We start from the raw sequence: 26,368 nt of genomic DNA, 5'->3' as shown, positions 1-26,368 counted from the left end.
CAGGCAAGGCGCTGTAATGTCGGATGGTTCCAACAAGACAGGACGGACGGGGGGTGCTGTTGCGCCGCCCGATGATGTGCGCGTCACCGCCATCGAAATCGTCGCCATTGTCGTCAGCCTGATCTGGCTTGTCGGTGTGGCCACGTTTTTTCTGGTGCTGCCCTCCGAAGGGGACGGGTCGGCCGAAATTGACAGCCTGCGGTTCGTCATGACGTTGATGGCGATTTTTCTGCCCATCGCCATGATCTGGATCGCCGCCATGTCCGCCCGTTCGGCCAAAGTGGTGCGCGAAGAAAGCCGCCGGTTGCAGGCTGCGATTGACGGGATGCGCCAGACCTATGTGGCGGATCGTCAGGCGCGCGGGGCGGGGATCGAACCCACCGTGGAACGCAAACTCAACGAGATCGCGCGCGCCACCCAAAAGACCGAAACCGCGTTGGCGACCTTTGCCACATCGCGCCCCACGGCGAAATTGCAGGCGGCCCCTGCGCCGCAGCCGGTGCGCGGCGACGATCAGCCCAGCCTTGCGCTGGGCACCACAGCGGAAGACATCACGCCGCCGATTTCAAAGCCCGATCTGGTGCGGGCGCTGAACTTTCCCGACACCGAAGGCGATGAGGTCGGCTTTGCCGCCCTGCGCCGTGCGTTGAAGGACCGGACAGCCAAACAATTGATACAGGCCAGTCAGGATGTTCTGACGTTGCTAAGCCAGGATGGCATTTACATGGACGATCTGCGCCCCGACCGCGCGCGCCCCGAAATCTGGCGCAAGTTCGCCCATGGGGAACGCGGCAAGACCGTCGCGGCTTTGGGTGGTGTGCGGGACCGGTCTTCGTTGGCGCTGACGGCAGGGCGGATGCGTGAGGATATGATTTTCCGCGATGCGGCCCATCACTTTTTGCGCAAATACGATCAGATGCTGGTCACCTTTGAGGCCGAAGCGTCGGATGAGGATATCGCAGCCTTGGCCGAAACCCGAACCAGCCGCGCGTTCATGTTGCTGGGCCGTGTGACGGGTGCTTTCGACTAGCGTTTAGACGCGGCGGATCATTGTCGTGGCACTTTGAAACCCGAAGATGTGGCGCAACGGGCCAAGCTGATGTTCGCCGCCTGCCACGAACCCCTCACGGTCATAAAGCGCGCGGGCGCGGGGGTTGGTGTCGATGACGTCGAGGCGCACTTCGGTGTAGCCGCGCTGTTCGGCCTCATCACAAATGGCATCCAGCAGGCGTGTGCCCACCCCTTGGCCCCGCGCGCCGTCGCTGACGAAAATGCCATCCATCAAGAACCGCTGGTTTTCGGTGTCCCGTTCCAGCAGCGACAAAACAAGCGTGCGCCAGACGCCGCCCACAAACCCGTAGTGGCGCCGGATGTCGGACCAATCGCCGCCCACCAGCGCGCCATGGATGGTTTTGAACCCGGCCACGCCCAGCAAGACGCCCCGCCCATCGCGCGCGCACAGCGCATGGGTCGGGTCCAGAACATCACGGATAAACGCGATGGCACGCCGGTCCGGCCCCATGACACGGCCCAGTTTGGACCCGAAGGCCTGCCAATACATGCCCGCGACCTGATCGCGTTCGCGGTCCTCAAACCCAAGCGAAATCCTCATGCGGGGACCCCGAAAATCCAGCCTTCAACGTTGGGGGGCACGTCCAGCGTGGCCCCAAGGGTCTGTGCATCCATCGCAGCGATGATCTGGGTCAGGGTGTGCACCTGCACGGCGTCTTTGACCGCGTGGACGTCCGCGTTTTTAGCGATGTCATCGGCGTAAAGGGAGGGCCAGACCTCAACAAAGGCGATGGGCGTGTCGAGGGGTTCAAACGGCCAGACCGATACTTTGCCTGCAAACCGACGGCGCAGACGTTCCAGCACCGGCAACCCCATCAGGGTCTGGGACCCGACGGCCCCCGCACCGGCCAGTTGCCACACGGGGAACGCACCCTTGGTGCGGGTTTCGACCTGTCGTTTTTCGGCAAAGGCGGTGCAGGTGCGATCATTGCCCTTGCGCGGCAATCCTTCGACGTCGGTTGAGGACGCATTGCCCCACAAGGGCCCCACGCCGTCGAAAGGGGCATTCATCAGGCCCGCGACCTCAAACCGGTTGTTGGCCTGCGGGCTGTCCATGATGTGGTCTTCCAGCCACCCCCACAAAGCCAATGGATCGTCCTGACCGGTGAGGGCTAATGCGAACCCCTCTGGAAAGCCGAAGGCGAAATCGAACCCCACGAACACGCGCCGCCCGAATTTCAGTTCTTCTTCCAAGGTGACGCGCAGCCAGAATTCCACCAGTTGCCGGTTGCGGAAGTACATGGGCATTTCTTGCATACCGTAGCGCCAGACGGAGGCCCAGATGGCGTCCGCACTTGGGGTGACGGGGCGTTGATGTCCACCGGACCAGTCCACGGTGATGATGGTGTCGAAAGTTAGATCCAAGCGTTCGCGTCTTTCAGATCGTCCGGGGTGTTGATGTTGAAAAAGGCGCTGGGCGTGGTGTCTGGAAACAGCGCTATGGCCGCATTCTGGCTTGCGGTGAAAGCGCGGACTTTGCGCCCGCCTGAGGCCAGAAAATCCGCAAGGGTAGGGCGTAGCGCCACGGGCCAAAGCCCAAAGGTGCCGTGCACGCCGCTGCCGTCTGCGGCCACTGCAAACCCATCCGATTGGTCCAACCCCGCCAGTTGCAAGCGCGGCACCAGATCGCAAGGAAAAAACGGCGTATCCACAGCGACCGAGGCCACGTGGCTGTGGCCTGCACCTTCAGCATGGATCAACGCGGCGAGGATGCCCGACAGTGGCCCTGCAAAATCGTCAGTCGTATCGGGGATAACGTCCAAATCGGTGGCGATTGGTCCATTGGCATTGACGACAATTCCATCCACCTGCGGATCCAGCCGATCAATGCTCAGATCCAGCAGGCGCCGCGCGCCCAACATCAGGTCGGCCTTTGATACCTGCCCCATGCGGCGGCCCTGCCCACCGGCCAATATCACGCCGAGGGGTTTACGCATTCTCATCCTCGTAAACGACGGGGTTTTGTGTCTGATCCGGCGCGCGCATGGCGGTCCTCTGGTTGCCAAGAATTCAGGCCGCCGCTATGGGCGGATAGAACAAGTGTAGGACAGGACGGTGAACAGGGCGACCGAGAAATCACTTTACCTTAGGGGCGTGCGCGCGGGCGTGCCGTTCTTGTTGGTGGTTATGCCGTTCGGACTTTTGTTCGGCGTGGTCGCCACGGAGGCGGGTCTGACCACGTGGCAGACGATGATTTTCTCATCCGTGGTCTTTGCCGGGGCGTCGCAATTTGCGGCCCTGCAACTGATGGTCGAAAACGCGCCGATGGCGATTGTTGTGGCGACGGCTTTGGCGGTGAACCTGCGGATGGCCATGTATTCGGCGTCTTTGGCGACCTATATCGGGGATGCACCGTTTTTGACGCGCGCCTTGGTGGCCTATCTGAATGTCGATCAAAGCTACGCCGTGGCGGTCAATACGTTCGAGGATGAACCGGACCTGACGACGCCCCAGCGGGTCAGCTATTTTCTGGGGGCGGTGACACCCATCGTGCCCATGTGGATCGTGGCCACCGCGCTGGGCGTCTGGCTGGGGGAGGGTATCCCGCCGTCCATGGCTCTCGATTTTGCGGTGCCCATCTGCTTTCTGGCCATCATCGCACCCATGATGCGGACGCTGGCGCATATGCTGGCGGCGGTGACATCGATTGTGATCGCGCTGGTGCTGGCGGGCGTGCCCTACAATCTGGGTCTGCTGATCGCAGCGGCAGCCGCCATGATGGTTGGCGCGCAGGTCGAACTTTGGCAGGCGCGAAAGGCGGCGGGATGAACGATCTGTATATCTGGACGATCATCGCGATCCTTGCAGTGGGCACCTACCTGATCCGGTTTTCGTTTTTGGGCCTGATTGCTGGACGCGACTTGCCTGAATGGGTGCTGCGGCACCTGCGCTATACGGCTGTGGCGGTTTTGCCGGGGCTGGTCGCCCCCTTGGTGCTGTGGCCACCGGCCACGGATGGGCAGATCGATCCTGCACGGCTGAGTGCTGCGTTGGTGACTTTTGGTGTGGGGATCATGACACGGAATGTCGTGGCGGCGATTTTGTGCGGTGGGGTGACGCTCTACGGAATGTTGTGGGCGCTGGGCGCGGGCTGACGGCCTATTGGCCTGCGCGGATAGCGGCATCAATCTGGGCTGCGGCGATGGATTTATCGTCGCTGTCGTCTTCGTAATACTCACGCGACCGGACGCCTGGGATTTGTCCGAACTGATCCGCCAGATTGTTAGGAAACAGGCTAAACCGGATCGTTTCAAACCCCGGCAACTGACCCAACATCCGCGAGGTGTGGCGCGTGCAGGCGGCCTTCGGCGTGGGCCCATTTGTCATCGCCAGTCGAAGCGCCATGTCAGCCACCTCCGGTGTGACATCGACCTATTGGATCAAGGTGAAGTAGGTCAGGCGCGAATGGTAGGACGTGTAGAATTGTTCGATCCGCGGGGTGACGCCAAAATGCACGTCATTGCGTTCTGGAATGGACGGATGCCCAAAAGTGCCCGCCGGATCCCAAAGCACACGCTGGCTGGCATTGATCATCAGCCCCGAATGCGCACCATTTCCGGATTGGACGTTTTCCATCGTGGACAACGTCAGCCGTTTGGGGCCGGTGTGGACATAGCGGACGCGGTCCACATCCGCCTGTGAGGCCAGAACCTCATCTCGCAAAACGGTATCGCCGCAGGCTGCCGGTGCCGCCGGTGCGGCCAGCAGGAACGTGCGGCGTTTGATGCTCTTAGGCCCCGACGAGGGCGAGGAAGATCAGCGCCACGATGATGATAACCGTGCCTTTTGTAACCATGCTCATGAAGCCTTCGAAGGTCTTTTCCTGAACTTCGATGTCCATTTCGCCGTGCTTGTGATCACCCATGATGTGTTCCCTTTCGTGTGTTGTGCGTGCCTTAGCGCATCGGTGCAGGCTTGTCAGCCCCGAACGCTTGGGTCAGGTCGTCACATCTGTGTCGTCGGTCAGATCAGCCGCCAGACGAAAGCCGATGCGGTTGGGTTCTGCGGCGGCCACCTGTTTGGGCAGGGCGCGCAGCATCACGGACAACTGGCTGACATGTTGAACAAGCTGGGTTTTTGTCCCTGCAGGGTCGGTGCCATAAAACGTGATGATGTCGGGGTCAAAGAACCCCATGCCTTCGATCCGGATCACGCCGGTGTCGCCACCTGCGAAGCCCATGGCGACCTCATGTTCGTTGTCGAGCTGCTTTTCGAAATTCTGGATATAGAGAATCAGACGTTCATAGGCCCACCGCGCGGGGCTTTTGGGGCCATCTGGCTTTTTCAGCGCACTGGCGTCGGGTTTGACGGCGTCAGGGTCGGTGTGGACCTCATGCAGGACGGCGCTTTCCAGCGCTTCGGCGGATGTTTTGATGGCGTCGTTCATGGGGGCGTCTTTCGTCAAAGCGGCAGGGCGGTGGTGTCTTTGATGTCTTCCATAACGAAACTGGCGGAAATGTCCGATACAGAAATCCGTGAAGTCAGACGTTTATAGAACCGGTCATAGGCCGCCATATCCGCCAGCTGCACCTTAAGGACGTAATCCAGATCGCCGGTCATGCGGTAGGCGGCGGTGATTTCTGGCAGGGCTTCGACCGCGATGGCAAAGTCGCTGCGCCATGCGTCTGAGTGGTGATCGGTTCGGATCATGACCAGCACGGACAGCGGGCAGCCCACTTTGCCCGCGTCCAGCAAGGCCACCCGTTTGCGGATGATGCCTGCGCTTTCAAGTGTTTTGATCCGCCGCCAGCAGGCGTTGCGGGACAGGGCCACGCGGTCAGACAGGGCATCGACAGACAGGGTGGCGTCTTTTTGCAGCTCTGCCAATATAGCGTGGTCAATTTTATCAAGTTGGGCCGTCATATTGGGATGATATCCCAAAAAGAGGCCCCATGGCCAGCCCGATTGGGACGCGCCCGCCAGATCAGCCCCCTATCATGGGACCAACAAAGGAGCATCCCATGACCGACCTGACACCCCCCACCCGCCGTAGCCTTGCCGATCGTTGGTTTCTGTCCCATCCCGCCACCGTGGGGGAGACATATTTCCAGCACATGCGCTTTGCTGCCAGCTTTTGTTTCTGGCTGACCGTGGCCGCAGGTGCGGCTTTGATCCACGCGGTTGTGCCTGCTTTGTGTGAAACGACCGCCAGCCGGATTTTGCGCCGTCTTGTGGCGCGCATGGACGCGCGGCACTGATATGTGCCGCATCGCAGCCTACACAGGTCCTGCTATTCCGCTGGAAAATATCATCATCAAGCCGCGTCATTCCCTGCTTGAGCAAAGCCAGCACGCGACGGAGGCCAAGCTGGCCGTCAATGGCGATGGCTTTGGCATCGCGTGGTATGATCACGGCGAGGTTCCGGGCCTTTATCGCGATGTGTTGCCCGCTTGGGCCGATGACAATCTGACGTCGCTGTGCCGGATGGTCCGGTCACGGCTGTTTTTGTCCCACGTGCGCGCCAGCACCATGGGGGAGACCAGCCGCCCAAATTGCCACCCGTTTCAGGTGGGCCGCTGGTCGTTCGTGCACAACGGTCAGGTGCCCCATTTCCCAGCGATCCGCCGGAGGTTGGAGGAGGCTTTGCCTGATAATCCATACGCTGCACGGCGCGGGTCCACCGACAGTGAGATGATTTTTCTGACGCTATTGGCCCACGGTCTGGCCGATGATCCGGACGTCGCCATGGCGCGCACGTTGGAGGTGTTGGGCCACGGCCCCGCGCCGGTCAAGATCACATGCGTGTTTTCAGACGGCGAGGCGCTTTACGGGTTTCGGTATGCGTCCCAAGGGCCTGCGCCGACCCTTTATGCCTCTGGTATCCTCGACAATGGGGGGCGCGCGTTTGCGTCTGAGGCGCTGGACGGTGGTCAGTGGGATGCTGTGCCAGAAAACCGGATCGTCAGGCTGACAAACCCCGCCGTCCGTCAGGTCGCCTGAAACAGATAGGCCCCGTCATCGCCCAAGGTGCGCGTGGCTTGGCCGGTTTGGTGCAGGTGGTTGAGATGGGCCAGCGCCTCAACCAAGGCCAGCCCGTAGGTGCCTTCGTCGATGGTCCGCTTGAAAAGGGGGGCAAAACAATCACCGCCGCGTTTGGGCGTGTCGATGAAGGCCAACAGCCGTTTTAGCGCGCCGTGGTGATTGTCGATCAGTTGGCGCATCCGTGTGGGCAGACCGGTGAAGGGCAGTTTGTGGCCGCCAAAAACCAGATGATCGTCCTGCGCGAAGGGGGCCAGACGTTCGCAGGCCTCCAACCATTCGGCCAGCGGATCGGCATCGGGTTCGGTGGGGTAAACGCCGATGTTGGGGCTGATGGACGGCAGCAGTTGATCGCCCCCGATGACCAGATTGTCATCGCGCGACCAGAAGGTCGCATGTTCCGGTGCGTGACCATTGCCCATGCGGATGTCCCACACCCGCCCGCCCATGCGGATCGTTCCGCCCTCTTGCAGGCGGGTGAAGCCCAGCGGCATGGGATGCACGCAATCGGCAAAGTTGAAGGGCCGTTCGGTGGCGCGTTTGTCCAGCATTTCGGCGGACATGCCGGCGCGGCGGTAGAACTCCATCGACCGTGCGGGGTAGGCGGGCTGTTCGTCCAGCGTCAGCATCCGCGCCATCAGCCACGCGGTGCGCGGCATGGCCAATTCGGCGCCTGCGTCCTGAAACCAACCGGCAAGGCCGATGTGATCCGGGTGGTGATGCGTGCCGATGACGCGGGTGACGGGTTTGCCCGCCAGTGGTCCCTTAAGCAGGCCTTCCCAGATCAGGCGGGTCTTGCGGCTGTCAAAGCCGGTGTCAATGACCGTCCAGCCGTCGCCGTCATCTAGCGCGTAGACGTTCACGTGATCCAGCGCCATGGGGAGCGGCAGACGCATCCAGAGGATGCCGTCGGCCACGGGGGTCGCCTCACCCGCTTGGGGTGGTTCGGGCCATGGGTATGTGATGGGGGCTGTCATGGCAGCGGCCTAGCGGAATTTCCGTCAGGCCACCAGATCATCCACAGACAACGCCATCAGATCATCCGCCCCTTCGCGCACATGGGCCAGAAGGCCTGCGTGTTCGGGAAGCAGGCGTTTGATATAGAACGTCGCCAGACGCTTACGGGTCTCGTCACCCTGCAAGGCGGCGGTCAGGTGGTAGTGCCCGCCCAAGACCCGCGCGAAGGCACGCAGGTAGGGGACAGCCCCCGCAAAGCGGTCATTCATGTCCTGACCGACCAGCCATTCAGTTGTTTCGCGCAAGGATTCGCAGGCCTGCCAAACCGGTTCCACCAGATCGGGGAGCGTGTCTTTGGCGGCTTCGGCAGCGGCCTCAATCTCATCCAGCAGGGCAACGGCGGCATCGCCGCCGTCCATCATCTTGCGCGCCACAAGATCCATGGCCTGAATGCCGTTGGTCCCTTCATAGATCGTGGCCACGCGGACGTCGCGGGCATATTGCGCCGCCCCTGTTTCCTCAATAAAGCCCATGCCGCCGTGGGCCTGAATGCCAGTGGCCGCGACCTCAACCCCGATATCGGTGCCGAAGGCTTTGGAGATCGGCGTCAGCAGTGCGGCCCGCGCTTTCCAGCCCGCATCGCCCGTGGCGTTGGACATGTCGATGGCAACGGCATTGGCCATGGTGATGGCGCGGGCGGCAAAGGTGTCGGCCTTCATCGACGCCAGCATCCGGCGCACGTCGGCGTGTTCGACAATGGCACCGCTGCCCCCGGCGCGGCCCTGTTTGCGATCCATCGCATAGGCCAGCGCGTGTTGGTAGGCGGCCTCGGCCACGCCGACGCCTTGGGTGGCGACACCCACGCGGGCGTTGTTCATCATGGTGAACATGGCCGCCATGCCGCCGTGTTCCGGCCCCACCAGCCAGCCACGGGCGTTATCGTATTCCATGACCGCCGTGGGGGAGCCGTGCAGGCCCATTTTATGTTCAAGGCTGACCACCCGCAGGCTGTTGCGGTCGCCCAAAGTGCCGTCTTCATTGGGGATGAATTTCGGGACCATGAACAGGCTGATGCCCTTGGTGCCGGGCACGCCATCGGGCAGGCGGGCCAGCACAAGGTGGCAGACGTTTTCGGTGAAATCATTGTCGGCCCATGAGATGTAGATTTTCTGCCCGCTGATCGCATAGGACCCGTCGCCCTTGGGTTCCGCCTTGGACCGCAATGCGCCCACGTCGGACCCGGCTTGCGGTTCGGTCAGGTTCATCGTGCCGGTCCATTCGCCTGAGATCAGCTTGGGCAGATAGGTGTCCTTGATCGTATCCGACGCATGATGTTCCAGAGCCTCGATCTGGCCCTGACACATCAGCGGGTTCAGTTGCAAAGACAGGCAGGCACCGGCCATCATGTCGTTGACGGATGTGGCCAGCGTCAGCGGCAGGCCCATGCCGCCGTATTCCGGGTCTGCGGAAATGCCGATCCAGCCGCCTTCCGCAATGGCTTTGAACCCGTCGCCAAACCCCGGAGACGTCCGCACGACGCCGTTTTCCAGTTTCGCAGGGTGCATGTCGCCGGGCCGTTGCAAAGGGGCGATGATGTCGTCGCACAGCTTGGCGGCTTCGGTGATGATGGCGTCGCAGGTGTCCGGTGTCGCTTCGGCGTAGCGGTCGGTGGCCGCGACCTGATCAAAACCGACGACGTGGTCCATCAGGAAACGGAATTCGTTGGCGGGCGAACGATAGGGCATGGAAAGCTCCTTGGGGACGGTTCTTGGATTCGGCGCTTGGGGCGCGTAGAGAGCGGATGTTACAACAAAGGTGATCGCCATGGGCCGCCCAAGCAACCAAAACGCGACGTCATGACTGGGGTGACCACATGCACCTTTGCGTCTGATGCCATTGGCTTGGGCGAAGCGGCTGGTGTTCTGGCACGCGGCGGGCTTGTCGCCTTCCCGACCGAGACAGTTTACGGCCTTGGCGTTGATGCGCGCAATTCGGACGCGGTCGCGCGGCTTTATGCCGCCAAAGGACGGCCCAGTTTCAATCCGTTGATCGTGCATGTGGCGTCCTTGGACGCAGCAGAGACGTATGTCGAATTTGACGACACAGCGCGCGCATTGGCGCAGGCATTTTGGCCCGGTGCGTTAACGTTGGTGCTGCCCCTGCGCGCCGATGCCGGTATTTCGCCGCTGGTGACGGCGGGGTTGGACACCTTGGCCATTCGGGTGCCGGATCACGGGGTGGCGGCCGCACTGCTGGCCGCCTTTGACGGGCCGATTGCGGCCCCGTCCGCCAATCCGTCGGGGCAGGTCAGCCCCACGAAGGCGGCCCATGTGGCGGACCATATGACGGGCGTGATCGACAGGATCGTCGACGGCGGGGATTGCGCTGTGGGGGTGGAATCCACGATTCTCGCGACCCAGCCCCGCCCCACCTTGTTGCGGGCAGGTGGCCTTCCGGCGGAGGCGATTGCCCGCGCCGTGGGCCAAGATCTGGCCATGGCGGGGGATGCCGATGCGCCGACGTCACCGGGGCAGCTTGCGTCCCACTACGCGCCCAAGGGGACCGTGCGGTTAAACGCGGTGGAGGCCCAAGACGGAGAGGTGTTGCTGGGGTTCGGCGCGGTTGATGCCCAGCTGAACCTGTCGCCCAGTGGCGATCTGGTGGAGGCCGCCGCGCGCCTTTTTGATGCGCTGCACCGGCTCAATGCCATGGGGGCTGCGCGGATTGCGGTTTCCCCGATCCCCGATCACGGGCTTGGGGCGGCGATCAATGACAGGCTGCGGCGGGCTGCTGCACCCCGGTCAGGCTGACCCGCCCGAGGACGACAGCATCAGCGGATCAATGCCCAGCACCTTCAGGGCGGCTGTCCATTTGTGTTCTGCGGCACGGCCAAACAGGATGTCATCGGTCGCGTCAGCGACCAGCCAGCCGTTTTGCGCAATCTCGCCCTCCAACTGACCGGGACCCCAGCCTGCATAGCCCAGCCCAAGCATCGATCGTTTTGGACCTGCCCCCATGGCGATATCTTCGAGGATATCGAGGGTCGCTGTCATGGCGATGCCTGACCCAACCTCCATCGTGCCGGCACCTGACGCGTAGTCGGCGGTGTGCAAGACGAACCCGCGCCCTGTTTCAACAGGGCCGCCATAGTGGACGCGCACGTCCGTCGCCAATTCGCCATCATCGATATTGAGCTGTTCCAGCAAGTTGCTGAACCTGATCTCCGGCGTGGGTTTGTTGACGATGAGGCCCATGGCCCCCTCGCGCGAATGGGCGCACATGTAGATCACCGACATCTCAAACCGCGGATCGCCCATATCGGGCATTGCGATCAAAAGTTTTCCGGTGAGGTCTGTTGTGTCCATCATGTTTCAACTGTGGGGTTGGGTCGGGCGCTGTGCAAGGGGGCACAGGCGCGGATATGACAAAGACCTAACCCAAACGTGACTTTCTATTGTGACTTGCTTCGGCGAAAGAAAGGGCATGACACACCGGATTCTCAACCTGGCCCTTGCGGCTTTGACCGCCCTGCCGTTTGCCAACGCCCTCGCCGCCAACCCCGCTGACGGGGTGGTGGAGCTTGAGGTGCTGCCCGGCTGGCGCACGCAGGCTGGCACCCATATGGCAGGGCTGGAAATCACGTTGGCACCGGGGTGGAAAACCTATTGGCGCGTGCCCGGTGATGGCGGTATCCCGCCGCGTTTTGCGTGGGACGGGTCCGAAAACTTGCAAGGCGTCGCGCTGCATTGGCCCGTGCCGGAGGTCAGCCGCATCAACAACATGCGTTCTATCGGCTATGAAGGGATCGTCGTGATCCCCGTCGAATTGGCGCTGGACGATGCCGGCGCGCCTGCGCGAATGGCGGGTCGGGTGCAGATCGGTGTTTGCGAAGAAATTTGCGTGCCGGTGATGCTGTCCTTTGATGCGGCCTTGCCCGTCGACGGACGGCGTGACGCGGCGATTGTGGCATCGCTGGTGGATCGTCCCCGCACCGTCGCTGAGGCGGGTGTGGGCGATGTATCCTGCGCCATTGCCCCGATTGACGGCGGTCTGCGGGTGATTGCGGAAATTCCGATGCCGCCCATGGGCACGGACGAAGAGGTCGTCATCGAAAGCGGTGATCAGCAGGTCTGGGTGTCCGAGCCCCATACGTGGCGCGAAGGTCGAAGCCTTTTTGCGTCCTCCGACATGATCCACGTCGACCGCGACGGATTTACGGTGAACCGGTCCGACATGCGGATCACGGTGATCGCGGGCGGACAGTCCGTGGATATTCGCGGCTGCGCTGCGGGCTAGGGTCAGGACCCTAGGCCGTGCGGCGTCGGCGGCTGAACGCGACGACCAATCCGGCCACGATATAGACCAGCACCAGCCAGACCATCGTCGCCAGCACAAACATCCCCAAAGCAGCACCCGTACCCGCATAGAGCATCGGCAAGATTGCGGCCAAGGGCGCCCAAGGTGCGCCTGTGGCAAGGGTCGGCAAGACGATCGCGGCAAACAAACCGATCACGCCGAGGGCGGCAATGCGCACCGGCAGCGCAATGGCGCGGGTGCCGCTGGCCAGCCCGCGTTTGGCCGATTGCACCTGCACGCCCACATCGCCCTGCATGGCCATCAAGGACGGCACGATGAACAGCACCAGCACCATGCCAAAGCCCAGACCGTAGACCAGCGTGATCACCGTGGGTTTGAGGAACTCGGCCTGCGATGACCCTTCGTACAACAGCGGCGCGAGGCCCAGAACCGTCGTCAAAGTGGTCAACAAGACAGGGCGGAGCCGGTCGCTGACGCCGTCGATGATCGCAGGCACCAACCCGCGTGTTTCGGCGTATTCATCGATGGTTTTGACCAGCACGATACTGTCGTTGATGATGATCCCAGTCATGCCGAGCAGCCCCACGACCGTGAAGATCGACAGGGGAACCTCCCACACGGCGTGGCCGTAAATAGTGCCGATCAGACCAAAGGGGATGATCGCCATGACGACCAGCGGGCGCGACCAGCTTTGGAAAATCCACGCGAGCACAAGGAAAATCCCCGTCAGACAGAAGATCAGCCCGATGCGCGCATCGTTGAGGAATTCATCCTCCTGTTCGCTCAGGCCCGACAGGGACGACGACACGCTGAACGCACTTTGGATGCGGGGCAGGATGTCGGTCTGGATCAGTTCCTGAATTTCGGTAGCGCGGTCGGCGTCGTCATCGGTCAGATCGCCGGTGACGGAGATCAGCTGCACCCCGTTTTCGCGGGTCACCGTGCTGAACCCCGTGCGCGATTGCACCGTCACGATATCGGCGAGAGGCACGTAAATGCCACTGGCCGCGCGCATTTGCGTCCGGTCGAGGAAATCCGCCGTCAGCTCGCCATCCGGCAGTTCCACCCTGATCGTGGCAGACCGGGGCCCGTCGGGGTAGGTCGCGGCCTCAATCCCGCCCAGACGGTTGCGCAACACACGGCCCAACCCGTCGATGGTAAAGCCCAAGGCCTGACCCTGCGGGGTCAATTCAAGGATCAATTCTTCTTTGTCGTAGGACAGCGAGTCTTCTAACGCGGAGACTTCGCCAAACTGCGCCAGTTCCGCTTTCAACGCCTCTGCCGCGTCTTTCAATACGTCGGAATTGGCCCCGAACAACTGGATGTCGATGTCGTCCCCGCCTGGACCTGTTGCCCAAGACCGGAAGCTGACGGTTTCGACCATGGGGTGGCGGATCACGCGGTCTTGCAGTTCGGCCACAAAGGCAAAGCTGGAATAGGGGCGGCTGTCGGCGTCGATCAATTCGATTGCGATGGCCCCCAATTGGTCCGCGTCTTTTGTGGCGGCCCCCGCGATGCCACGGCCCGAATTGCCACCGATTTCAGCGATGACGTAGTTCAGCGGGTTGGTTCCGTATTCTTCTTCATACTCCGCGCCCAAGGTTTCGGTCACCTCTTGCAGCGATTGCATCATTTCCAGCGTGTCTTCGCGGGTGGCACCAGGCAGCATGGCGAAATTGCCGGTCACGCTGCCCTGTTCGGGCGCGTTGAAGAACCGCCATGCCACGTCGCCACGGATCAGCCCGCTGACCTGCACGGCCAGCAACACCACGGCCAGCGCCATGACCGGATAGCGTGCCCAGATCACGCCGGCCATAAAGGGCCGGAACAGGCGGTCTTTGACCCAGTCAAAGCCACGGTTCACCACGCGGGACGGGGCGTCGTACCACTTTTGCCCGCCTTCACCGGCTTTCAGCGCTTTGTACATGTGGTGGGGCAGGATCAGGAAACATTCGATCAGCGACGCGATCAGAACAACGATGACGGTGAACGGTATGTCGGCGATCAGATCACCGAACCGCCCACCCACGAGGACCAGCGCGAAAAAGGCGATGATGGTTGTCAGCGTGGCCGAGAACACGGGACTAAACATCTTTTTGGCCGCATTCTCAGCCGCCTCAGCGGGGCTTTCACCCAGCTTGCGGTGGCGATAATCGGCGTGTTCGCCCACCACAATGGCGTCATCGACCACGATGCCAAGCGTGATGATCAGCGCAAAGAGGGAGATCATATTGATCGTCAGACCCGCCGCCCACATCAGTGCAATGGCACCGGCCAAGGCCACAGGAATACCGGCGGCGACCCAAAACGCGATGCGCGCGTTCAGAAACAGAAACAACAGCGCCACAACGAGGGCCAATCCCAAGGCCGCGTTTTCATACAGGATATTCAAACGGCCCGTGATCAATTCAGCGCGGGCGCGGATCAGTTCAATGCTGGCCCCTTGGGGCAGTGTCGCGTCATAGGCATCTGCCACCTGTTGCACGGTGTTTTGCACATCAATGGCGTCACCTGTCGCAGCGCGATCCACGCGGATGGTGATGGCCGGATCATCGCCCACGAAATACGCGCGTTCGCGGTCGACACCTTCGACGAACACCTGCCCCACATCGCCAATGGTCAAGGTCGCGCCGCTTGCGTCTGTGCGCAGGGCGATGGCTTCAATCTCATCGGCGGTGCGTTTTTCGACACCGGTGCGGACGCGGGCGGCCCCTGACACATCGCCTGCGGGGTCCGCGTTGACCTCCTCCGCGATGGCGGCGGCGATGTCCTGCATGGTGACGTCGTAGCGAATGAGCGCCAGCGACGGCACTTCGATGATGGTGGACGGGGCCGCAACGCCGCGAATGGTGGTGCGTGTGACGCCTTGGGCGAACAGCCGCACGGTGAATTCATCGGCAAACCGGCCCAGTTGTTCGGGGGCGACGGGGCCAGTGATAACCACATCCGTCACTCGGTCCGACCATTGCCCGCGCCGCACGTTGGGGTCTTCTGCGTCGTCGGGCAGGTTGGATGTGGCGTCCACGGCCAGTTGCACGTCTTCGGTGGCTTTGGCCATATCCCAGCCGGGTTCAAACTCCATCGAAATCCGCGCGCTGCCTTCGGATGACGTCGAGGTCGTGTTCGTGACCCCCTCAACCGCCAAAAGCGCAGGCTGCAAGACCTGAACGATGGCCGCGTCCACGTCTTCTGCGCCTGCGCCGGACCATTGGACAGACACAGTCACATTGTCGATGATTACATCTGGGAAGAACTGCGCGCGCATCTTGGGGTAGGCCGCGATGCCAGCGGCCAGAAGGACCACCATCAACAGGTTTGCCGCTGTGCGATGACGGGTGAGGTAGGACAGAATGCCGCCGGGTTTGAGCATGGTCTAGCTCCCCATCCGGTCTTCGATATTGGCAACCACGTCAGAGGGGACCTCATCTTGTTCCAACTGCCCGATGATGCGCGTTTTGACGGGCGGCGGCATGCGGCTTTCTTCGACAAAGGCGATCAGGCGCGCGCGACGGTCGTCTTCAAGCGTGATCATTTCAACCTGTTCAGGAACCTCTGGTTCGGCATTCGGATCAATCGGTTGCACCGCGATGCCCTGCCCCAGAAGGGGGGAGCGTTCGGCCACGATCTGTTTGCCATAGGCCTCGGGCGCGCGGATGAGGACATCGTCGCCTTGGCGGCGCAACACATCGACTGAAACCTCAACCAGACGGTTTTCGTCGCCCAGCATCAGCACGGTTTCATTGGCCCCCACAGCGGTGGACGGCACACGGGCCACGCCGCGCAATTCAGGCTCGGTCACTGAGACGGTCACGAAATCACCGGGCCGCAGGGCTGCGGTGGTGTCGATCTTGGCAAAGAGCAATCGGCCCGTCTGGCCTTCGCCCACAACGGCGCTTTCGCGGGTGATTTCACCCGTTGCCATCAACGTCAGGCCCTGTGCTTCCAAGGCGACAGTGACGGGGGCTGCGTTCAGCGTGCCGTCTTCGCCCACAAGTCGCGCGTATTGGGCGGTGGACAGGCGGAACGACACCTCAAGATCGTCTTTCTTGATCAACTCGCCCAAGGTTTCGTTGGCGGTGACCCGTTCACCCCGCGCCACGGATACGCCCGCCAAAGTGCCAGCGAAAGGTGCCACGATTTCAGTGTCGGTCAAAGCGCGGTCCGCATCCGCGAGGTTGAGTTTAGCACGGTCCAACCGCGTGGCCGCCTGATCAATGCGCGCTTGCGCCTGTGCTTGCGCTTGGCGCCGTGCCAGCACCGCCTGCTGCGCGCCGGACAGGGCCAGTTCCGCCGTTTCCGTTGCGGCAGCTGTGCCCACACCACGATCCGCGAGGTCCTGTTGGCGGGTCAAGGCCTGTTGCCGCAACACGACCTGATCTTCGGCTGCGGCCAATTCGTCACGGGCGAGGATCAGCGCACGGTCGGCATCGCGCAATTCGGCCTCGGCATCGCGCAGATCAGCGGCGAGCCTGTCACGGGCGGATTGGGCGTCACGCGGGTCAATACGGGCCAGAACCTCCCCTTCGGCGACACGTCCGCCGTCCACGAAGTTGGGAGAGACCTCAAGCACGGTGCCACCGGCCAATGCGCGGATGTCGAGGGTGTTGGCGCTGGCCAGTTCGCCAAAAACAATCAATTCAGGGGCGATCACCTGCGGGATGACGTCGACGACATTCACCGACAACACCCGTTCACGTTGGGGAAAACTGCGGGGTTCGGCGTTCATGCGTTCTTGTACGGCCAGCCGGACCGTGTTGCCGGCCCATGCGAACAGCGCCAAGGTGACCGCCAACAAAAAGATACCAACCAGAGACCGTCTCAGAAACTGCATGCGAATTCTCCTATGATCCCCAAATAACTTAGGCCGCACCTGTGCGGTTCCAAGTCGTAGGTATTACGGATCTTACGGGCCGACAGATCATTTCCGTCGCCGGTGTTCATCCAATCGCGGAAGAATTTCGACGAAGTTGCAGGGCCGGTGCCGATAGTCGAGCTGTTTGACGAGGATTTCGTCCCACGCATCCTTGCATGCACCGGTGCTGCCGGGCAGCGCGAAAAGATACGTCCCGTTGGCCACACCACCCGTGGCGCGGCTTTGGACCGCGGATGTTCCGATTTTGGCCATGGACACGTGGGTAAAGACCGTGCCGAAGGCGTCGATTTCTTTTTCATAGACGTCGCGGTGCGCCTCGACAGTGACATCGCGCCCCGTGAGGCCGGTGCCGCCCGTGGACAAAATCACGTCAACATCCGGGTTCGCGCACCATGCGCGCAATTGGTCCGCGATCTGGGCGCGTTCATCGCGCAGGATTTTACGATCGGCGAGGATGTGGCCTGCGTCTTGCAGACGGTCCACCAGCGTCTGGCCGGACCGGTCTTCGTCAAGGCTGCGGGTGTCGCTGACGCTGAGGATGGCGATGCGCACGGGAATGAAATCGCGGGTCATATCAAGGGTCATGTCACGTCTTTCAACCGCGCTTTCAGCGCCAAGAGGTCTGCCCAAGCATCCCGTTTTGCCGCCCCGTTGGCCATCAGGAAAGACGGCGCAAAGATTGGCAGGGCAGGGCGGTCCACCGCATTGGCCCATGTGCCGCGCAACCGTGTCATGCCGCTGCGGCCTAGCAGGGCCTGACAGGGGCCGTTGCCCATCAGCACGACCAGTTTGGGGGCGGCCAGTTCGATGTGACGTTTCAAAAACGGCTCCATCATGGCGAGTTCTGCTGCATTGGCGTCACGGTTTTGGGGCGGGTTCCACGGGCAGACCGGCGCGATATAGACCGACGTTTCGCCCACGCGGGACAGGCCAATGGCGCCGATCATCTTGTCAAACAAAACGCCCGAAGGCCCTGACATGATCTGACCTGCGCGGTCGTCGGTCCGGTTTGGCGCGTCGGTGACGATCATCACATCGGACCCCGGCACGCCATCGGCAAAGATAAAGCTTCGGGCACTGTCTTTGAGTTCGCAATGTTCAAACGCCAACAGGGCGGCCTGCAACCCGTCGATGTCGGACGCGGCGGCGGCGGCCTCACGGGCGGTTTGCACGGCGTCCACTTCGATGGTTTCCGGCACGGGGGGCGGGGCGTCGGCCACGGGGGCTGCTTTGGGTGCGGGCTTTTTCGCCTCAAGCGCATAACGGTCGACGGGGGTGTCGCAAATGGCCTCATCCGCGCCCATCTCAACCTGCCAGTCGAGAAGCGCTTTCGATGTCCAATAGTCCACAGCCGATTCCATGCCCCATCCTAGCGCGCCGGAACGGGGACTTCACGCGCTGATCTTGCCGCGCCCCCGGCACACCCCTATAACCGCCAAAACCCGGATCGGAGGCCCCATGTCTTTTCGCGCGTCGCACCTTCTTGGCATCGAACACCTTCACCCGACGGAAATCACGACCCTGTTGGATTTGGCGGACCAATACGCCGAACACAATCGCATCGGCCGCCCGCACCGCGACGTGTTGGAGGGAATGACCCAGATCAACATGTTCTTCGAAAACTCCACCCGCACACAGGCGAGTTTTGAGATCGCGGGCAAGCGCCTTGGCGCGGATGTCATGAACATGGCGATGCAGGCCAGTTCCATCAAAAAGGGGGAGACGTTGATTGATACGGCGTTGACCCTCAACGCCATGCGTCCTGATTTGCTGGTCGTCCGGCACCCCAATTCCGGTGCAGTCGACCTTCTGGCGCAAAAGGTAAATTGCGCTGTTTTGAACGCAGGTGACGGGCGGCATGAACACCCCACGCAGGCCCTGCTGGATGCCCTGACCATCCGCCGTGCCAAGGGGCGGCTTCACCGGCTGTCGATTGCGATTTGTGGCGATGTGGCGCACAGCCGCGTGGCGCGGTCAAATATCATGCTGCTCGGCAAGATGGAGAACCGCGTGCGTCTGGTCGGCCCGCCCACGTTGTTGCCCAGCGGGGTGGAAGAGTTCGGGGTCGAGGTTTTCCACGACATGCGCGAGGGTTTGCGCGACGTGGACGTTGTCATGATGCTCCGCCTGCAAAAGGAACGCATGGACGGCGGGTTCATCCCGTCTGAGCGCGAATATTTCCACCGCTACGGGCTGGACGCCGAAAAGCTGTCCTATGCCAAGGATGATGCCATCGTCATGCACCCCGGCCCCATGAACCGCGGCGTGGAAATCGACGGGCAGATCGCCGACGACATTAACCGCAGCGTCATTCAGGAACAGGTTGAAATGGGGGTGGCCGTGCGCATGGCGGCCATGGACCTTTTGGCGCGCAACCTGCGCGCAGCACGGGGCGCAAAAGCGGCGGGCGTCATGGCATGAGCGGCCCACCGCTGGAAGACGGCGAGCAGGTCGTCTTTGATCACGTGCCGTCCTTGCGTCGGTTCAAACGCACGGCTCTGTTGATGATCGTTTTGACTTTGTTTCCGGTCGCGGCCTTCTTGATCGTCTTTCCGGATACATTCTGGCCCGCGGTGCCCCTGTTCGTCACGACCGTATTGCTCGCCCAAGAACGGGTGCGTTTGGGCCGCCACCGCGCATGGATCACCAACCGGCGGATCATCCAGCAAGGCGGACACTCGATTGCATTGGACGACGTGGAGAACACGCGCGCCGAAGGCAACGGCGTGCGCCTCCAACTGGCAGGGAACATCGGCAAGGGTCCGAAGTTGTTCTACCCAGAAGATGGTGCTGCCTTGGCGCGCGCCATCATGACCGCCAAAGGGGACCCCTGATGATCGACGGCACTACAGTAAGCATGCATGAACATGGCCTCGTGCGGGTGTTCAAAGCGGATTACCAACTGGCCATGGAAATCGGCCACATGGGCGTTTATGACCGGCTGTGCCGCGCTTTGGGCATCGACGTGATTGATGCAAGTGATGTGCAACAGCTGCAGACCCGCAGCCTCGACGACATGACTGTCACCGACTTTCTGCGCGCAGGCTATGAGGTCAATGAGGACGACATCGCCGCCAACAAAGCGGCCCTTGACGGGTTGGATGATTTTGACGGTCTGCTGCTGTTGATCCGCTCCGGTGCCTTCAAAAACCGTCCCGTGACGCTCAACACCGATGGGGAGGCCATATTGGTTGCCACCTTGCGTGAACCAGAGGCTGACATCGCGTTTGAGCCTTTGCCCAACCCCGACCCAGAGGCTGTACTGGAAGACCCGCCGCAGAAAAAAAAGCCGTCGGACGCGGCCATGTCCGGCCGGATTGCCACTGTGGCTTTGCTGTTGATGGCCCTGCTGGTCTGGCTGATGATCTGGGTTGCAGGCTAGACAGGCGCACAAATACATTTACCGCCGCCTGCATGCGGTGCAAAAGGAACCTCATGAAGACGCTCCTTGAAAATGCCCGCCTGATTGATCCTGAAACCGGCACCGATACCATCGGTTCGCTGATGATTGACGGCGGGGTGATCGGCGATCCGGGCGATACACCGGACGCGCGGATCAATTGCCATGGTCAGTGTCTTGCCCCTGGCATTGTCGACATCGGCGTCAAAGTCTCCGAACCTGGTGAGCGTCATAAAGAAAGCTTCGCCTCAGCAGGCCGCGCCGCTGTGGCTGGTGGCATTACCACCATTGTCACCCGCCCTGACACCGATCCTGCCATCGACACGCCTGAGACGTTGGAATTTGTCGAACGTCGTGCCAGCATTGATGCCGCCGTCAACGTGCTGCCCATGGCCGCCCTGACCAAGTCCCGCGCGGGTCGTGAGATGACCGAAATCGGATTCTTGATGGATGCAGGTGCCGTGGCCTTTACCGATTGCGACCGCGTGATCACCGACACCAAGGTGTTTAGCCGCGCGCTGACCTATGCCAAATCCTGCGGCGCGCTGGTCATCGGCCATGTGCAAGAACCGGGCCTGTCCTCTGGCGGGGCCGTGACGTCCGGCAAATTCGCCACCCTACGGGGGCTGTCCGGCGTGTCGCCCATGGCCGAACGCATGGGGCTCGACCGTGATGTGGCGCTGCTGGAAATGACCGGTGCGGCCTACCACGTGGATCAAATCACCACCGCCCGCGCCTTGCCTGCGCTGGAACGGGCGAAGGCCAACGGGTTGGACATCACCGCAGGTGTGGGCATCCACCACCTGACGTTGAATGAAATGGACGTGGCTGACTACCGCACGTTCTTCAAACTCAAACCGCCTCTGCGCGCCGAAGAGGACCGTTTGGCGGTGGTTGAGGCCGTGTCCTCCGGCCTGATTGACATCATTTCCTCCATGCACACCCCGCAGGATGAGGAATCCAAACGCCTGCCCTATGAGGAGGCCGCCAGCGGTGCCGTGGCCTTGGAGACCCTGCTGCCCGCCGCCCTGCGGCTGGTGCACAACGGCCATCTGGATATGCCCACTTTGTTCCGCGCCCTGTCGCTGAACCCCGCCAACAGGCTGGGTCTGACCTGCGGGCGCCTGACGCCGGGCGCGCCGGCCGATCTGGTGCTGTTTGATCCCGATGCCAGCCACCGGCTGGACCGTTTCGCGCTGAAATCAAAATCCAAGAACACCCCCTTCGACGGGGCAATCCTACAAGGTCAGGTCACAGCCACTTACGTGGGCGGCGTGAATATGACGGAGGCTCTGGATGCCTGAGATCGTCAATACCCTGCCCACCTTCGCACTCTGGGCTGTGATCGCCTATCTGATCGGGTCTATTCCGTCCGGCGTGATCATCGCGCGCGTGATGGGGCTGGGCAATCTGCGCGACATCGGGTCGGGCAACATTGGCGCGACGAATGTCTTGCGCACGGGGTCCAAAAAGGCAGCGGCGCTGACGTTGCTCTTTGACGCTGGCAAAGGCCTTGTGGCCGTCCTGTTGGCGCGCGCTGTGGCGGGGCCGGATGTGGCACAACTGGCGGGTTTTGCGGCAATGATCGGGCATTGCTTTCCCGTCTGGCTGAAATTCAACGGCGGCAAAGGCGTCGCCACCTTCTATGGCGTCCTGTTCGGCGTCCTCTGGCCCGTGGGCGTCGTCGCCGCCGTTGCTTGGCTCGCGACTGCCGCACTCTTGCGGTACTCGTCACTGGCTGCGCTGGTGGCCGCCCTCAGCGCGCCCATTGCGGCGTTCTTTGGTTGGCCCGGTGTCTTCGTACTGACAACCGCGCTGTGGGCGCTGATCTTCGCACGTCACCGCACCAACATTCATCGCCTTGTGTCTGGCGAGGAAAGCAAAATCGGCCAAAAGTGAGCTTCGCCCAAAAGCTTGCCCAGTTGCCCTTGGGCACCTTTCGCGGTCAGGCCCATGGCAAGGACTGGATCGTCACCCACGCCCATGTCGCAAACGGCAAAGGCGAAAAACTGGTGGCCGAGGCGCTGGACGGATCAGACTATATCAGCCTCAACCTCTATCACCTTGCCGCAGGCGACCTTCTCAAACCGTGTGAAATGACGGAGGCCAAAGTGCGCGCCTTTGTCGATGACCTCACCGTCCGCGGCTGATTTTCGTTTCGTTTTGCCTCAAATACTCCACGGGGGTCTGGGGGTGTGAAACCCCCAGCTGGTCGGATTTGGCGTAGCCAAATTCGATCCTAATAAGAATAGGCCGCGTAAATCTTGCTCAGATCGCCGCCCCAGTCCCCGTTATAATCGTCCAGCAATTCGTCCGCCGGTGTCTTGCCGGTTTCGATGCTTTCCTTCAACGCGTTCAGAAAATGGGTCTCATCGGGCACCAAGCCGCCCGCACCGGGCATCGCGCGGTTCCTGAGGCCCGTTTCGGCAATCGCCACAACCTCGCGGGCGATGTCGTGCATGGACTGCCCGGCCACGCGCGCCTGCAACCCGTCGACCGAAGCTGCGACGCGCCACGCCTCGCGTGTCTCCGCGTCCCAATTTTTGCACAGGTCCCAAGCTGCATCCAAAGCCTCTTGGTCATAGGTCAGACCGACCCAAAACGCGGGCAACGCGCACAACCGCCGCCATGGCCCGCCATCGGCCCCGCGCATTTCGATGAATTTCTTCAACCGCGCTGCGGGGAAGGCTGTCGTCAGATGGTCCGCCCAATCCGACAGGGTCGGCGTTTCACCGGGCAGAGCGGGCAGTTCGCCGCGCAGAAAATCACGGAATGACTGACCCAGCGCATCTACGTATTCCCCATCGCGGTAGATAAAATACATGGGCACATCGAGGGCGTATTCCACCCACCGTTCAAACCCGAAGCCGTCCTCAAACACAAAAGGCAACATGCCCGTGCGCGCATCATCCAGATGCCGCCACACGCGGCTGCGCCATGATTTGTGACCGTTGGGTTTGCCTTCCCAGAACGGCGAATTGGCAAAGAGCGCCGTAGCCACGGGCTGCAACGCCAACGCCACGCGCATCTTTTGCACCATGTCCGCCTCAGATGAAAAATCGAGGTTCACCTGAACCGTACAGGTCCGGCGCATCATCATTTTGCCGCTGGTGCCCACCTTATCCATATAGGCATCCATCAGCTTGTAGCGGCCCTTGGGCATCAGGGGCATCTCATCGTGGGACCATTCAGGGGCCGCGCCCAGCCCGATAAAGCCCACGCCGATCTCATCGGCGATGGATTTGACCTCGGCCAAATGAGAATTCACTTCGTCACAGGTCTGGTGGATCGTCTCAACCGGTGCGCCTGACAGCTCCAACGCGCCGCCGGGTTCCAGCGATACGTTGGCGCCGTCCTTTTCCAACCCGATGAGGAACCCGCCTTCGGTCACAGGGGCCCAGCCGTAGCGATCGCGCAGGCCGGACAGCACGGCCTCAATGGATCGTTCACCAGAAAATGGCAGGGGTTTGTGGGTCTCAACACAGTAGCCGAATTTTTCATGTTCGGTGCCGATGCGCCAATCCTGCTTGGGCTTGCATCCCTCGGCAAGATATTCGGCAAGTTGTTCGTGGCGTTCAATCGGACCGCCGCCGGACTGTGGAATGGACATGATGGGCGCTCCTGAACTTGGGCCGTTTTCCGCGTTGGGACTTCATCGTTGGCCCCTGTGGGCGGCGGTGTCAATGCACCTGTTTGTAAGGTCTGTGGTCTGGTGCCATCCAGACGGTCATGCGCGCAGGCTTTGTGCGCTGAAGAACCGACAGCATGTGTTCCGTCGAAAGGCCCGGAAGCGCGGTAAAGGCGTCGAACAAAACCTCAACCCCTTTGGCATTTGTGGGGATGTCGATGTAGTTGCCATCCCCGTTGATAAGCCGCCACGCAGGTGCCGGTGTCACATCAAGTTGCACCATCAGGTCCAAATCTGCGACCCCCCCATCCTCAGGCCCCAAATAGGTCACGCGCCGTTCATCCAGAACGACCACGCCCGGCCCGTCGCTGTCCCCGCGAAACCGCACCTTTTGGGCCGCAGCGATCCCCAGCATCACTGCCACTGCCGCCACGCCATAGCCCAGCCAGACCATCACCCCGAAGGATACCGCGCCCCACCACAAACCAAGCCCCGCCACAGCGGCGGCAAAGAGAACCTCCCGCCATTTCCAGGCGAGCGTTTTGACTTCGGGGCGGATCATGCCAACACCTGCGGGTTTGTGAAAGTCACCAACCGGAACCGTCCAATGGAGTGAAATCCGACAGCCTTATAAGCAGCCATCGCTGACGGATCGTTGGCAAAGAGGATCGCACGGGTCCCGCCCGACGCGCGTGCCTCTTCCAGATGCAAAGCCACCGCACGCCGCGCCAGTCCACGCCCGCGTTCGGCTGGCGGAGTATACACTCCGCCGACCTGCACCAGATCATCGACCACCGCGTTGAAGCCGGTCATCGACAATGCCACTTCACCATCTACCAAAAGACGGTGGGATCTGGCTGCGATGAAATGGGTAATCTCGGCTTCAGCACGGGCGGGGGCGGTGTTTTCAGGCTCGCCCAATGTGTGGACGGCATAGTCTGTGCGCCACGGAACCAAGATGCCTCGGTCCGCGTCGGTCAGGGCCCGCAATTGCGCAGGCCCGGGCTGCGCGTTCAGGTCAGCAAGGTCGAGAGCATAGAGGGTTTCGTCGGCATCCAGCATCGTCGGCGCCGTCGTCAATCCGGTTGCCGCCAAAAACGCCTGCATCTGATCGCCATCGGCAATGACGCCCGTGACAGGGGCAGGCAGAACGGCTGCGGCCTTAGCCCAATCGCCCGCGTCCGGCCATTGCGCCATGACTGTGCCGGTCGTAGATTGCGCGATCACGCCAGACACTGGATCGCCGGTCATCCAATATGTCATAGCGTAGGCCTCTGGGCCGCCGTCGGGGCCATAGCGGCGTAGGTTGGTCACCAGAAAAACGGACGTTTCGATGTGGCGTTTCAAGAAAGCCTCCACCAGCGGGACATCGGCCTGCGTGACGCGTCGCCAAGTCACGTCCAGTCCCCCAGCCGCGATTGCCACAGTGTCAGGGCTGCAATCGCTGCCGTTTCTGCACGCAGGATGCGCGGGCCGAGCGAGACAGGCGACGCCACCTCACGCAGGCGCGCGCGTTCGGTGTCGGAAAACCCCCCCTCGGGTCCGATGAATACGGCCCACGGGTTGGTGGTATTCGGGGCGGAGGCGTCGGGCAGGGCAGTGGCGGCCCCGGCGGCGGCCTCATCGCAGAACATGATGTGGCGGGTGGTGTCCCAGCCGTCCATCAGGGTTTTGAACTTGGTGACCTCGGTGACTTCAGGCACCACCAGCGCCTCACATTGTTCCGCTGCTTCGATGGCGGTGGCCTGCAATTTGTCGACACGGACCCGCTTGGCGTCTTGAGTGAACTCAGTCTGCATCAACACAATCCGCGCGGCCCCTAATTCCACCGCCTTTTCCACCATAAACGACAGCCGTTCACGGCGGATCGGCGCACAGACCAGCCACAGATCCGGCGGGGCGGTTTGCGGGCGGATCTGGTCGACGCAGGTCAGGACGCCGCCTTTCTTGCCAGTCTCACTCACCTGCGCGTGCCATTCGCCGTCGCGCCCGTTGAACAGGGCTACGGGGCCGCCCAGCCCCAACCGCATAACCCCGAACAGATAATGCGCCTGATCCCGCGTCAGGCTGACCCTTTGCGCCGCCCCCAAAGGATGATCTACATAGAGCCGAATGTGATTGTTTTTCCGTGCCATGTGAGGAC

At 61.9% G+C, this 26,368-nt stretch carries 32 protein-coding genes; 13 read left to right on the top strand and 19 right to left on the bottom strand.

All coding sequences use genetic code 11. The annotated features are described in order from the left end of the window. Positions 1-16: 16 nt before the first annotated feature. A complete protein-coding gene (locus tag ACTG36_RS04880) occupies positions 17-1,030 on the top strand; it encodes a hypothetical protein (RefSeq protein ID WP_375280039.1) in 1,014 nt (337 codons plus the stop codon). Between the two features lie 3 nt (positions 1,031-1,033). On the opposite strand, the gene ACTG36_RS04875 is transcribed toward ACTG36_RS04880, so the two are convergent. Genes ACTG36_RS04875 through mobA form a run of 3 tightly spaced genes read right to left on the bottom strand, consistent with a single transcriptional unit; the run spans position 1,034 to position 3,008 of the window. Continuing rightward, entirely contained in the window at positions 1,034-1,612 is a 579-nt protein-coding gene (locus ACTG36_RS04875; RefSeq protein ID WP_375280038.1) for a GNAT family N-acetyltransferase, read from the bottom strand. Then, positions 1,609-2,436 carry a molybdopterin guanine dinucleotide synthesis gene (locus ACTG36_RS04870; RefSeq protein ID WP_375280037.1) on the bottom strand — a complete coding sequence of 276 codons (828 nt, stop codon included), beginning with the start codon at positions 2,434-2,436 and terminating at the stop codon, positions 1,609-1,611. Before ACTG36_RS04870 ends, ACTG36_RS04875 begins: the two co-directional genes overlap by 4 nt. Further along, on the bottom strand, positions 2,427-3,008 hold the full coding sequence (mobA, locus tag ACTG36_RS04865) for a molybdenum cofactor guanylyltransferase MobA (RefSeq protein ID WP_375280036.1): 582 nt from the start codon (positions 3,006-3,008) through the stop codon (positions 2,427-2,429). Before mobA ends, ACTG36_RS04870 begins: the two co-directional genes overlap by 10 nt. Before the next feature lie 118 nt (positions 3,009-3,126). Here mobA and ACTG36_RS04860 point away from each other — a divergent pair, with 118 nt between their 5' ends. Both ACTG36_RS04860 and ACTG36_RS04855 read left to right on the top strand, forming a co-directional pair. Further along, positions 3,127-3,840, top strand: coding sequence for an AzlC family ABC transporter permease (locus tag ACTG36_RS04860; protein WP_375280035.1), 714 nt, complete (start codon positions 3,127-3,129; stop codon positions 3,838-3,840). Further along, the gene (locus tag ACTG36_RS04855; RefSeq protein WP_375280034.1) at positions 3,837-4,166 is read left to right on the top strand and encodes an AzlD domain-containing protein; all 330 of its coding nucleotides are present in this window, start codon (positions 3,837-3,839) and stop codon (positions 4,164-4,166) included. The genes ACTG36_RS04860 and ACTG36_RS04855 overlap by 4 nt, the downstream gene beginning before the upstream one ends. Positions 4,167-4,170: 4 nt before the next feature. Here the strand turns inward: ACTG36_RS04855 and ACTG36_RS04850 are convergent, their stop codons facing one another. The 5 genes from ACTG36_RS04850 to ACTG36_RS04830 all read right to left on the bottom strand — a co-directional run bounded on the left by ACTG36_RS04850 (position 4,171) and on the right by ACTG36_RS04830 (position 5,934). Next, complete coding sequence (locus ACTG36_RS04850; protein WP_375280033.1) at positions 4,171-4,416, bottom strand: hypothetical protein; 246 nt, start codon at positions 4,414-4,416, stop codon at positions 4,171-4,173. Positions 4,417-4,443: 27 nt separating this feature from the next. Continuing rightward, positions 4,444-4,734 carry a hypothetical protein gene (locus ACTG36_RS04845; RefSeq protein WP_375280032.1) on the bottom strand — a complete coding sequence of 97 codons (291 nt, stop codon included), beginning with the start codon at positions 4,732-4,734 and terminating at the stop codon, positions 4,444-4,446. Between the two features lie 67 nt (positions 4,735-4,801). Next, entirely contained in the window at positions 4,802-4,936 is a 135-nt protein-coding gene (locus tag ACTG36_RS04840) for an aa3-type cytochrome c oxidase subunit IV (RefSeq protein ID WP_375280031.1), read from the bottom strand. A gap of 72 nt (positions 4,937-5,008) precedes the next feature. Continuing rightward, a complete protein-coding gene (locus ACTG36_RS04835; protein WP_375280030.1) occupies positions 5,009-5,458 on the bottom strand; it encodes a DUF6173 family protein in 450 nt (149 codons plus the stop codon). 14 nt (positions 5,459-5,472) lie between these two features. Beyond that, positions 5,473-5,934, bottom strand: coding sequence for an Lrp/AsnC family transcriptional regulator (locus tag ACTG36_RS04830; protein WP_375280029.1), 462 nt, complete (start codon positions 5,932-5,934; stop codon positions 5,473-5,475). A gap of 98 nt (positions 5,935-6,032) precedes the next feature. On the opposite strand from ACTG36_RS04830, the gene ACTG36_RS04825 reads away from it, so the two are divergent. Together ACTG36_RS04825 and ACTG36_RS04820 are read left to right on the top strand one after the other, a co-directional pair. Continuing rightward, positions 6,033-6,269, top strand: a complete 237-nt coding sequence (locus ACTG36_RS04825) for a DUF6356 family protein (RefSeq protein ID WP_375280028.1) — start codon at positions 6,033-6,035, stop codon at positions 6,267-6,269. 1 nt (position 6,270) lies between these two features. Continuing rightward, the gene (locus tag ACTG36_RS04820) at positions 6,271-7,011 is read left to right on the top strand and encodes a class II glutamine amidotransferase (protein ID WP_375280027.1); all 741 of its coding nucleotides are present in this window, start codon (positions 6,271-6,273) and stop codon (positions 7,009-7,011) included. Here ACTG36_RS04820 and ACTG36_RS04815 read toward each other — a convergent pair. Continuing rightward, positions 6,999-8,027, bottom strand: coding sequence for an MBL fold metallo-hydrolase (locus ACTG36_RS04815; RefSeq protein WP_375280026.1), 1,029 nt, complete (start codon positions 8,025-8,027; stop codon positions 6,999-7,001). The genes ACTG36_RS04820 and ACTG36_RS04815 overlap by 13 nt on opposite strands. Positions 8,028-8,051: 24 nt before the next feature. Continuing rightward, complete coding sequence (locus ACTG36_RS04810; protein WP_375280025.1) at positions 8,052-9,752, bottom strand: acyl-CoA dehydrogenase; 1,701 nt, start codon at positions 9,750-9,752, stop codon at positions 8,052-8,054. Between the two features lie 111 nt (positions 9,753-9,863). On the opposite strand from ACTG36_RS04810, the gene ACTG36_RS04805 reads away from it, so the two are divergent. After that, complete coding sequence (locus ACTG36_RS04805) at positions 9,864-10,817, top strand: L-threonylcarbamoyladenylate synthase (RefSeq protein WP_375280024.1); 954 nt, start codon at positions 9,864-9,866, stop codon at positions 10,815-10,817. Here ACTG36_RS04805 and ACTG36_RS04800 read toward each other — a convergent pair. Next, entirely contained in the window at positions 10,809-11,375 is a 567-nt protein-coding gene (locus tag ACTG36_RS04800; protein ID WP_375280023.1) for a YqgE/AlgH family protein, read from the bottom strand. The two genes, ACTG36_RS04805 and ACTG36_RS04800, sit on opposite strands and share 9 nt — an antisense overlap. Before the next feature lie 115 nt (positions 11,376-11,490). On the opposite strand from ACTG36_RS04800, the gene ACTG36_RS04795 reads away from it, so the two are divergent. Continuing rightward, a complete protein-coding gene (locus ACTG36_RS04795; protein ID WP_375280022.1) occupies positions 11,491-12,303 on the top strand; it encodes a protein-disulfide reductase DsbD domain-containing protein in 813 nt (270 codons plus the stop codon). Between the two features lie 10 nt (positions 12,304-12,313). Here ACTG36_RS04795 and ACTG36_RS04790 read toward each other — a convergent pair whose 3' ends face one another. The 4 genes from ACTG36_RS04790 to ACTG36_RS04775 form a co-directional block, all read right to left on the bottom strand. After that, on the bottom strand, positions 12,314-15,694 hold the full coding sequence (locus ACTG36_RS04790) for an efflux RND transporter permease subunit (RefSeq protein WP_439141584.1): 3,381 nt from the start codon (positions 15,692-15,694) through the stop codon (positions 12,314-12,316). A gap of 3 nt (positions 15,695-15,697) precedes the next feature. Beyond that, entirely contained in the window at positions 15,698-17,155 is a 1,458-nt protein-coding gene (locus ACTG36_RS04785) for an efflux RND transporter periplasmic adaptor subunit (protein WP_375280020.1), read from the bottom strand. A gap of 87 nt (positions 17,156-17,242) precedes the next feature. After that, complete coding sequence (gene moaB / locus ACTG36_RS04780) at positions 17,243-17,782, bottom strand: molybdenum cofactor biosynthesis protein B (protein ID WP_375280019.1); 540 nt, start codon at positions 17,780-17,782, stop codon at positions 17,243-17,245. Next, positions 17,779-18,558, bottom strand: a complete 780-nt coding sequence (locus ACTG36_RS04775) for a uracil-DNA glycosylase (protein ID WP_375280018.1) — start codon at positions 18,556-18,558, stop codon at positions 17,779-17,781. The genes moaB and ACTG36_RS04775 overlap by 4 nt, the downstream gene beginning before the upstream one ends. Positions 18,559-18,655: 97 nt before the next feature. Here ACTG36_RS04775 and ACTG36_RS04770 point away from each other — a divergent pair, with 97 nt between their 5' ends. Genes ACTG36_RS04770 through ACTG36_RS04745 form a run of 6 tightly spaced genes read left to right on the top strand, consistent with a single transcriptional unit; the run spans position 18,656 to position 22,747 of the window. Further along, on the top strand, positions 18,656-19,618 hold the full coding sequence (locus ACTG36_RS04770) for an aspartate carbamoyltransferase catalytic subunit (protein WP_375280017.1): 963 nt from the start codon (positions 18,656-18,658) through the stop codon (positions 19,616-19,618). Further along, positions 19,615-20,031 carry a hypothetical protein gene (locus ACTG36_RS04765; protein ID WP_375280016.1) on the top strand — a complete coding sequence of 139 codons (417 nt, stop codon included), beginning with the start codon at positions 19,615-19,617 and terminating at the stop codon, positions 20,029-20,031. Before ACTG36_RS04770 ends, ACTG36_RS04765 begins: the two co-directional genes overlap by 4 nt. After that, positions 20,031-20,579: a hypothetical protein gene (locus ACTG36_RS04760; RefSeq protein ID WP_375280015.1), complete on the top strand. Its 549-nt coding sequence runs from the start codon at positions 20,031-20,033 to the stop codon at positions 20,577-20,579. Before ACTG36_RS04765 ends, ACTG36_RS04760 begins: the two co-directional genes overlap by 1 nt. A gap of 53 nt (positions 20,580-20,632) precedes the next feature. Continuing rightward, positions 20,633-21,901, top strand: coding sequence for a dihydroorotase (pyrC, locus tag ACTG36_RS04755; protein WP_375280014.1), 1,269 nt, complete (start codon positions 20,633-20,635; stop codon positions 21,899-21,901). Then, positions 21,894-22,496 carry a glycerol-3-phosphate 1-O-acyltransferase PlsY gene (gene plsY / locus ACTG36_RS04750; RefSeq protein ID WP_375280013.1) on the top strand — a complete coding sequence of 201 codons (603 nt, stop codon included), beginning with the start codon at positions 21,894-21,896 and terminating at the stop codon, positions 22,494-22,496. Before pyrC ends, plsY begins: the two co-directional genes overlap by 8 nt. Then, positions 22,493-22,747 (top strand): hypothetical protein, encoded by a 255-nt coding sequence (locus ACTG36_RS04745; protein WP_375280012.1) that lies wholly within the window; start codon positions 22,493-22,495, stop codon positions 22,745-22,747. Before plsY ends, ACTG36_RS04745 begins: the two co-directional genes overlap by 4 nt. Before the next feature lie 89 nt (positions 22,748-22,836). On the opposite strand, the gene ACTG36_RS04740 is transcribed toward ACTG36_RS04745, so the two are convergent. The 4 genes from ACTG36_RS04740 to ACTG36_RS04725 form a co-directional block, all read right to left on the bottom strand. After that, positions 22,837-24,207: a glutamate--cysteine ligase gene (locus tag ACTG36_RS04740; protein WP_439141580.1), complete on the bottom strand. Its 1,371-nt coding sequence runs from the start codon at positions 24,205-24,207 to the stop codon at positions 22,837-22,839. A gap of 70 nt (positions 24,208-24,277) precedes the next feature. Next, complete coding sequence (locus ACTG36_RS04735) at positions 24,278-24,787, bottom strand: hypothetical protein (RefSeq protein ID WP_375280010.1); 510 nt, start codon at positions 24,785-24,787, stop codon at positions 24,278-24,280. Next, entirely contained in the window at positions 24,784-25,623 is an 840-nt protein-coding gene (locus ACTG36_RS04730; protein WP_439141578.1) for a GNAT family N-acetyltransferase, read from the bottom strand. The genes ACTG36_RS04735 and ACTG36_RS04730 overlap by 4 nt, the downstream gene beginning before the upstream one ends. Then, entirely contained in the window at positions 25,620-26,360 is a 741-nt protein-coding gene (locus tag ACTG36_RS04725) for a 16S rRNA (uracil(1498)-N(3))-methyltransferase (RefSeq protein WP_375280008.1), read from the bottom strand. Before ACTG36_RS04725 ends, ACTG36_RS04730 begins: the two co-directional genes overlap by 4 nt. Positions 26,361-26,368: the final 8 nt, after the last annotated feature.

This window comes from Pseudooctadecabacter sp., assembly GCF_965657175.1.
Classification (GTDB): Bacteria; Pseudomonadota; Alphaproteobacteria; order Rhodobacterales; family Rhodobacteraceae; genus Octadecabacter.
The sequence above is the reverse complement of the archived record's forward strand: the minus strand, read 5'-3'. Positions and strand labels throughout refer to the sequence as shown.

Bases quoted from the DNA above. Each gene is read 5' to 3' on its own strand.
- ACTG36_RS04740 (WP_439141580.1), bottom strand. From the start codon at position 24,207: ATGTCCATTCCACAGTCCGGCGGCGGTCCGATTGAACGCCACGAACAA.
- ACTG36_RS04725 (WP_375280008.1), bottom strand. From the start codon at position 26,360: ATGGCACGGAAAAACAATCACATTCGGCTCTATGTAGATCATCCTTTG.
- ACTG36_RS04835 (WP_375280030.1), bottom strand. From the start codon at position 5,458: ATGAACGACGCCATCAAAACATCCGCCGAAGCGCTGGAAAGCGCCGTC.
- plsY (WP_375280013.1), top strand. From the start codon at position 21,894: ATGCCTGAGATCGTCAATACCCTGCCCACCTTCGCACTCTGGGCTGTG.
- ACTG36_RS04770 (WP_375280017.1), top strand. From the start codon at position 18,656: ATGTCTTTTCGCGCGTCGCACCTTCTTGGCATCGAACACCTTCACCCG.
- ACTG36_RS04800 (WP_375280023.1), bottom strand. From the start codon at position 11,375: ATGATGGACACAACAGACCTCACCGGAAAACTTTTGATCGCAATGCCC.
- ACTG36_RS04850 (WP_375280033.1), bottom strand. From the start codon at position 4,416: ATGGCGCTTCGACTGGCGATGACAAATGGGCCCACGCCGAAGGCCGCC.
- moaB (WP_375280019.1), bottom strand. From the start codon at position 17,782: ATGACCCTTGATATGACCCGCGATTTCATTCCCGTGCGCATCGCCATC.
- ACTG36_RS04855 (WP_375280034.1), top strand. From the start codon at position 3,837: ATGAACGATCTGTATATCTGGACGATCATCGCGATCCTTGCAGTGGGC.
- ACTG36_RS04760 (WP_375280015.1), top strand. From the start codon at position 20,031: ATGATCGACGGCACTACAGTAAGCATGCATGAACATGGCCTCGTGCGG.
- ACTG36_RS04785 (WP_375280020.1), bottom strand. From the start codon at position 17,155: ATGCAGTTTCTGAGACGGTCTCTGGTTGGTATCTTTTTGTTGGCGGTC.
- ACTG36_RS04825 (WP_375280028.1), top strand. From the start codon at position 6,033: ATGACCGACCTGACACCCCCCACCCGCCGTAGCCTTGCCGATCGTTGG.
- ACTG36_RS04820 (WP_375280027.1), top strand. From the start codon at position 6,271: ATGTGCCGCATCGCAGCCTACACAGGTCCTGCTATTCCGCTGGAAAAT.
- ACTG36_RS04840 (WP_375280031.1), bottom strand. From the start codon at position 4,936: ATGGGTGATCACAAGCACGGCGAAATGGACATCGAAGTTCAGGAAAAG.
- ACTG36_RS04880 (WP_375280039.1), top strand. From the start codon at position 17: ATGTCGGATGGTTCCAACAAGACAGGACGGACGGGGGGTGCTGTTGCG.
- ACTG36_RS04790 (WP_439141584.1), bottom strand. From the start codon at position 15,694: ATGCTCAAACCCGGCGGCATTCTGTCCTACCTCACCCGTCATCGCACA.
- ACTG36_RS04815 (WP_375280026.1), bottom strand. From the start codon at position 8,027: ATGACAGCCCCCATCACATACCCATGGCCCGAACCACCCCAAGCGGGT.
- ACTG36_RS04810 (WP_375280025.1), bottom strand. From the start codon at position 9,752: ATGCCCTATCGTTCGCCCGCCAACGAATTCCGTTTCCTGATGGACCAC.
- ACTG36_RS04830 (WP_375280029.1), bottom strand. From the start codon at position 5,934: ATGACGGCCCAACTTGATAAAATTGACCACGCTATATTGGCAGAGCTG.
- ACTG36_RS04805 (WP_375280024.1), top strand. From the start codon at position 9,864: ATGACTGGGGTGACCACATGCACCTTTGCGTCTGATGCCATTGGCTTG.
- ACTG36_RS04775 (WP_375280018.1), bottom strand. From the start codon at position 18,558: ATGGAATCGGCTGTGGACTATTGGACATCGAAAGCGCTTCTCGACTGG.
- ACTG36_RS04795 (WP_375280022.1), top strand. From the start codon at position 11,491: ATGACACACCGGATTCTCAACCTGGCCCTTGCGGCTTTGACCGCCCTG.
- ACTG36_RS04735 (WP_375280010.1), bottom strand. From the start codon at position 24,787: ATGATCCGCCCCGAAGTCAAAACGCTCGCCTGGAAATGGCGGGAGGTT.
- ACTG36_RS04875 (WP_375280038.1), bottom strand. From the start codon at position 1,612: ATGAGGATTTCGCTTGGGTTTGAGGACCGCGAACGCGATCAGGTCGCG.
- ACTG36_RS04765 (WP_375280016.1), top strand. From the start codon at position 19,615: ATGAGCGGCCCACCGCTGGAAGACGGCGAGCAGGTCGTCTTTGATCAC.
- pyrC (WP_375280014.1), top strand. From the start codon at position 20,633: ATGAAGACGCTCCTTGAAAATGCCCGCCTGATTGATCCTGAAACCGGC.
- mobA (WP_375280036.1), bottom strand. From the start codon at position 3,008: ATGCGTAAACCCCTCGGCGTGATATTGGCCGGTGGGCAGGGCCGCCGC.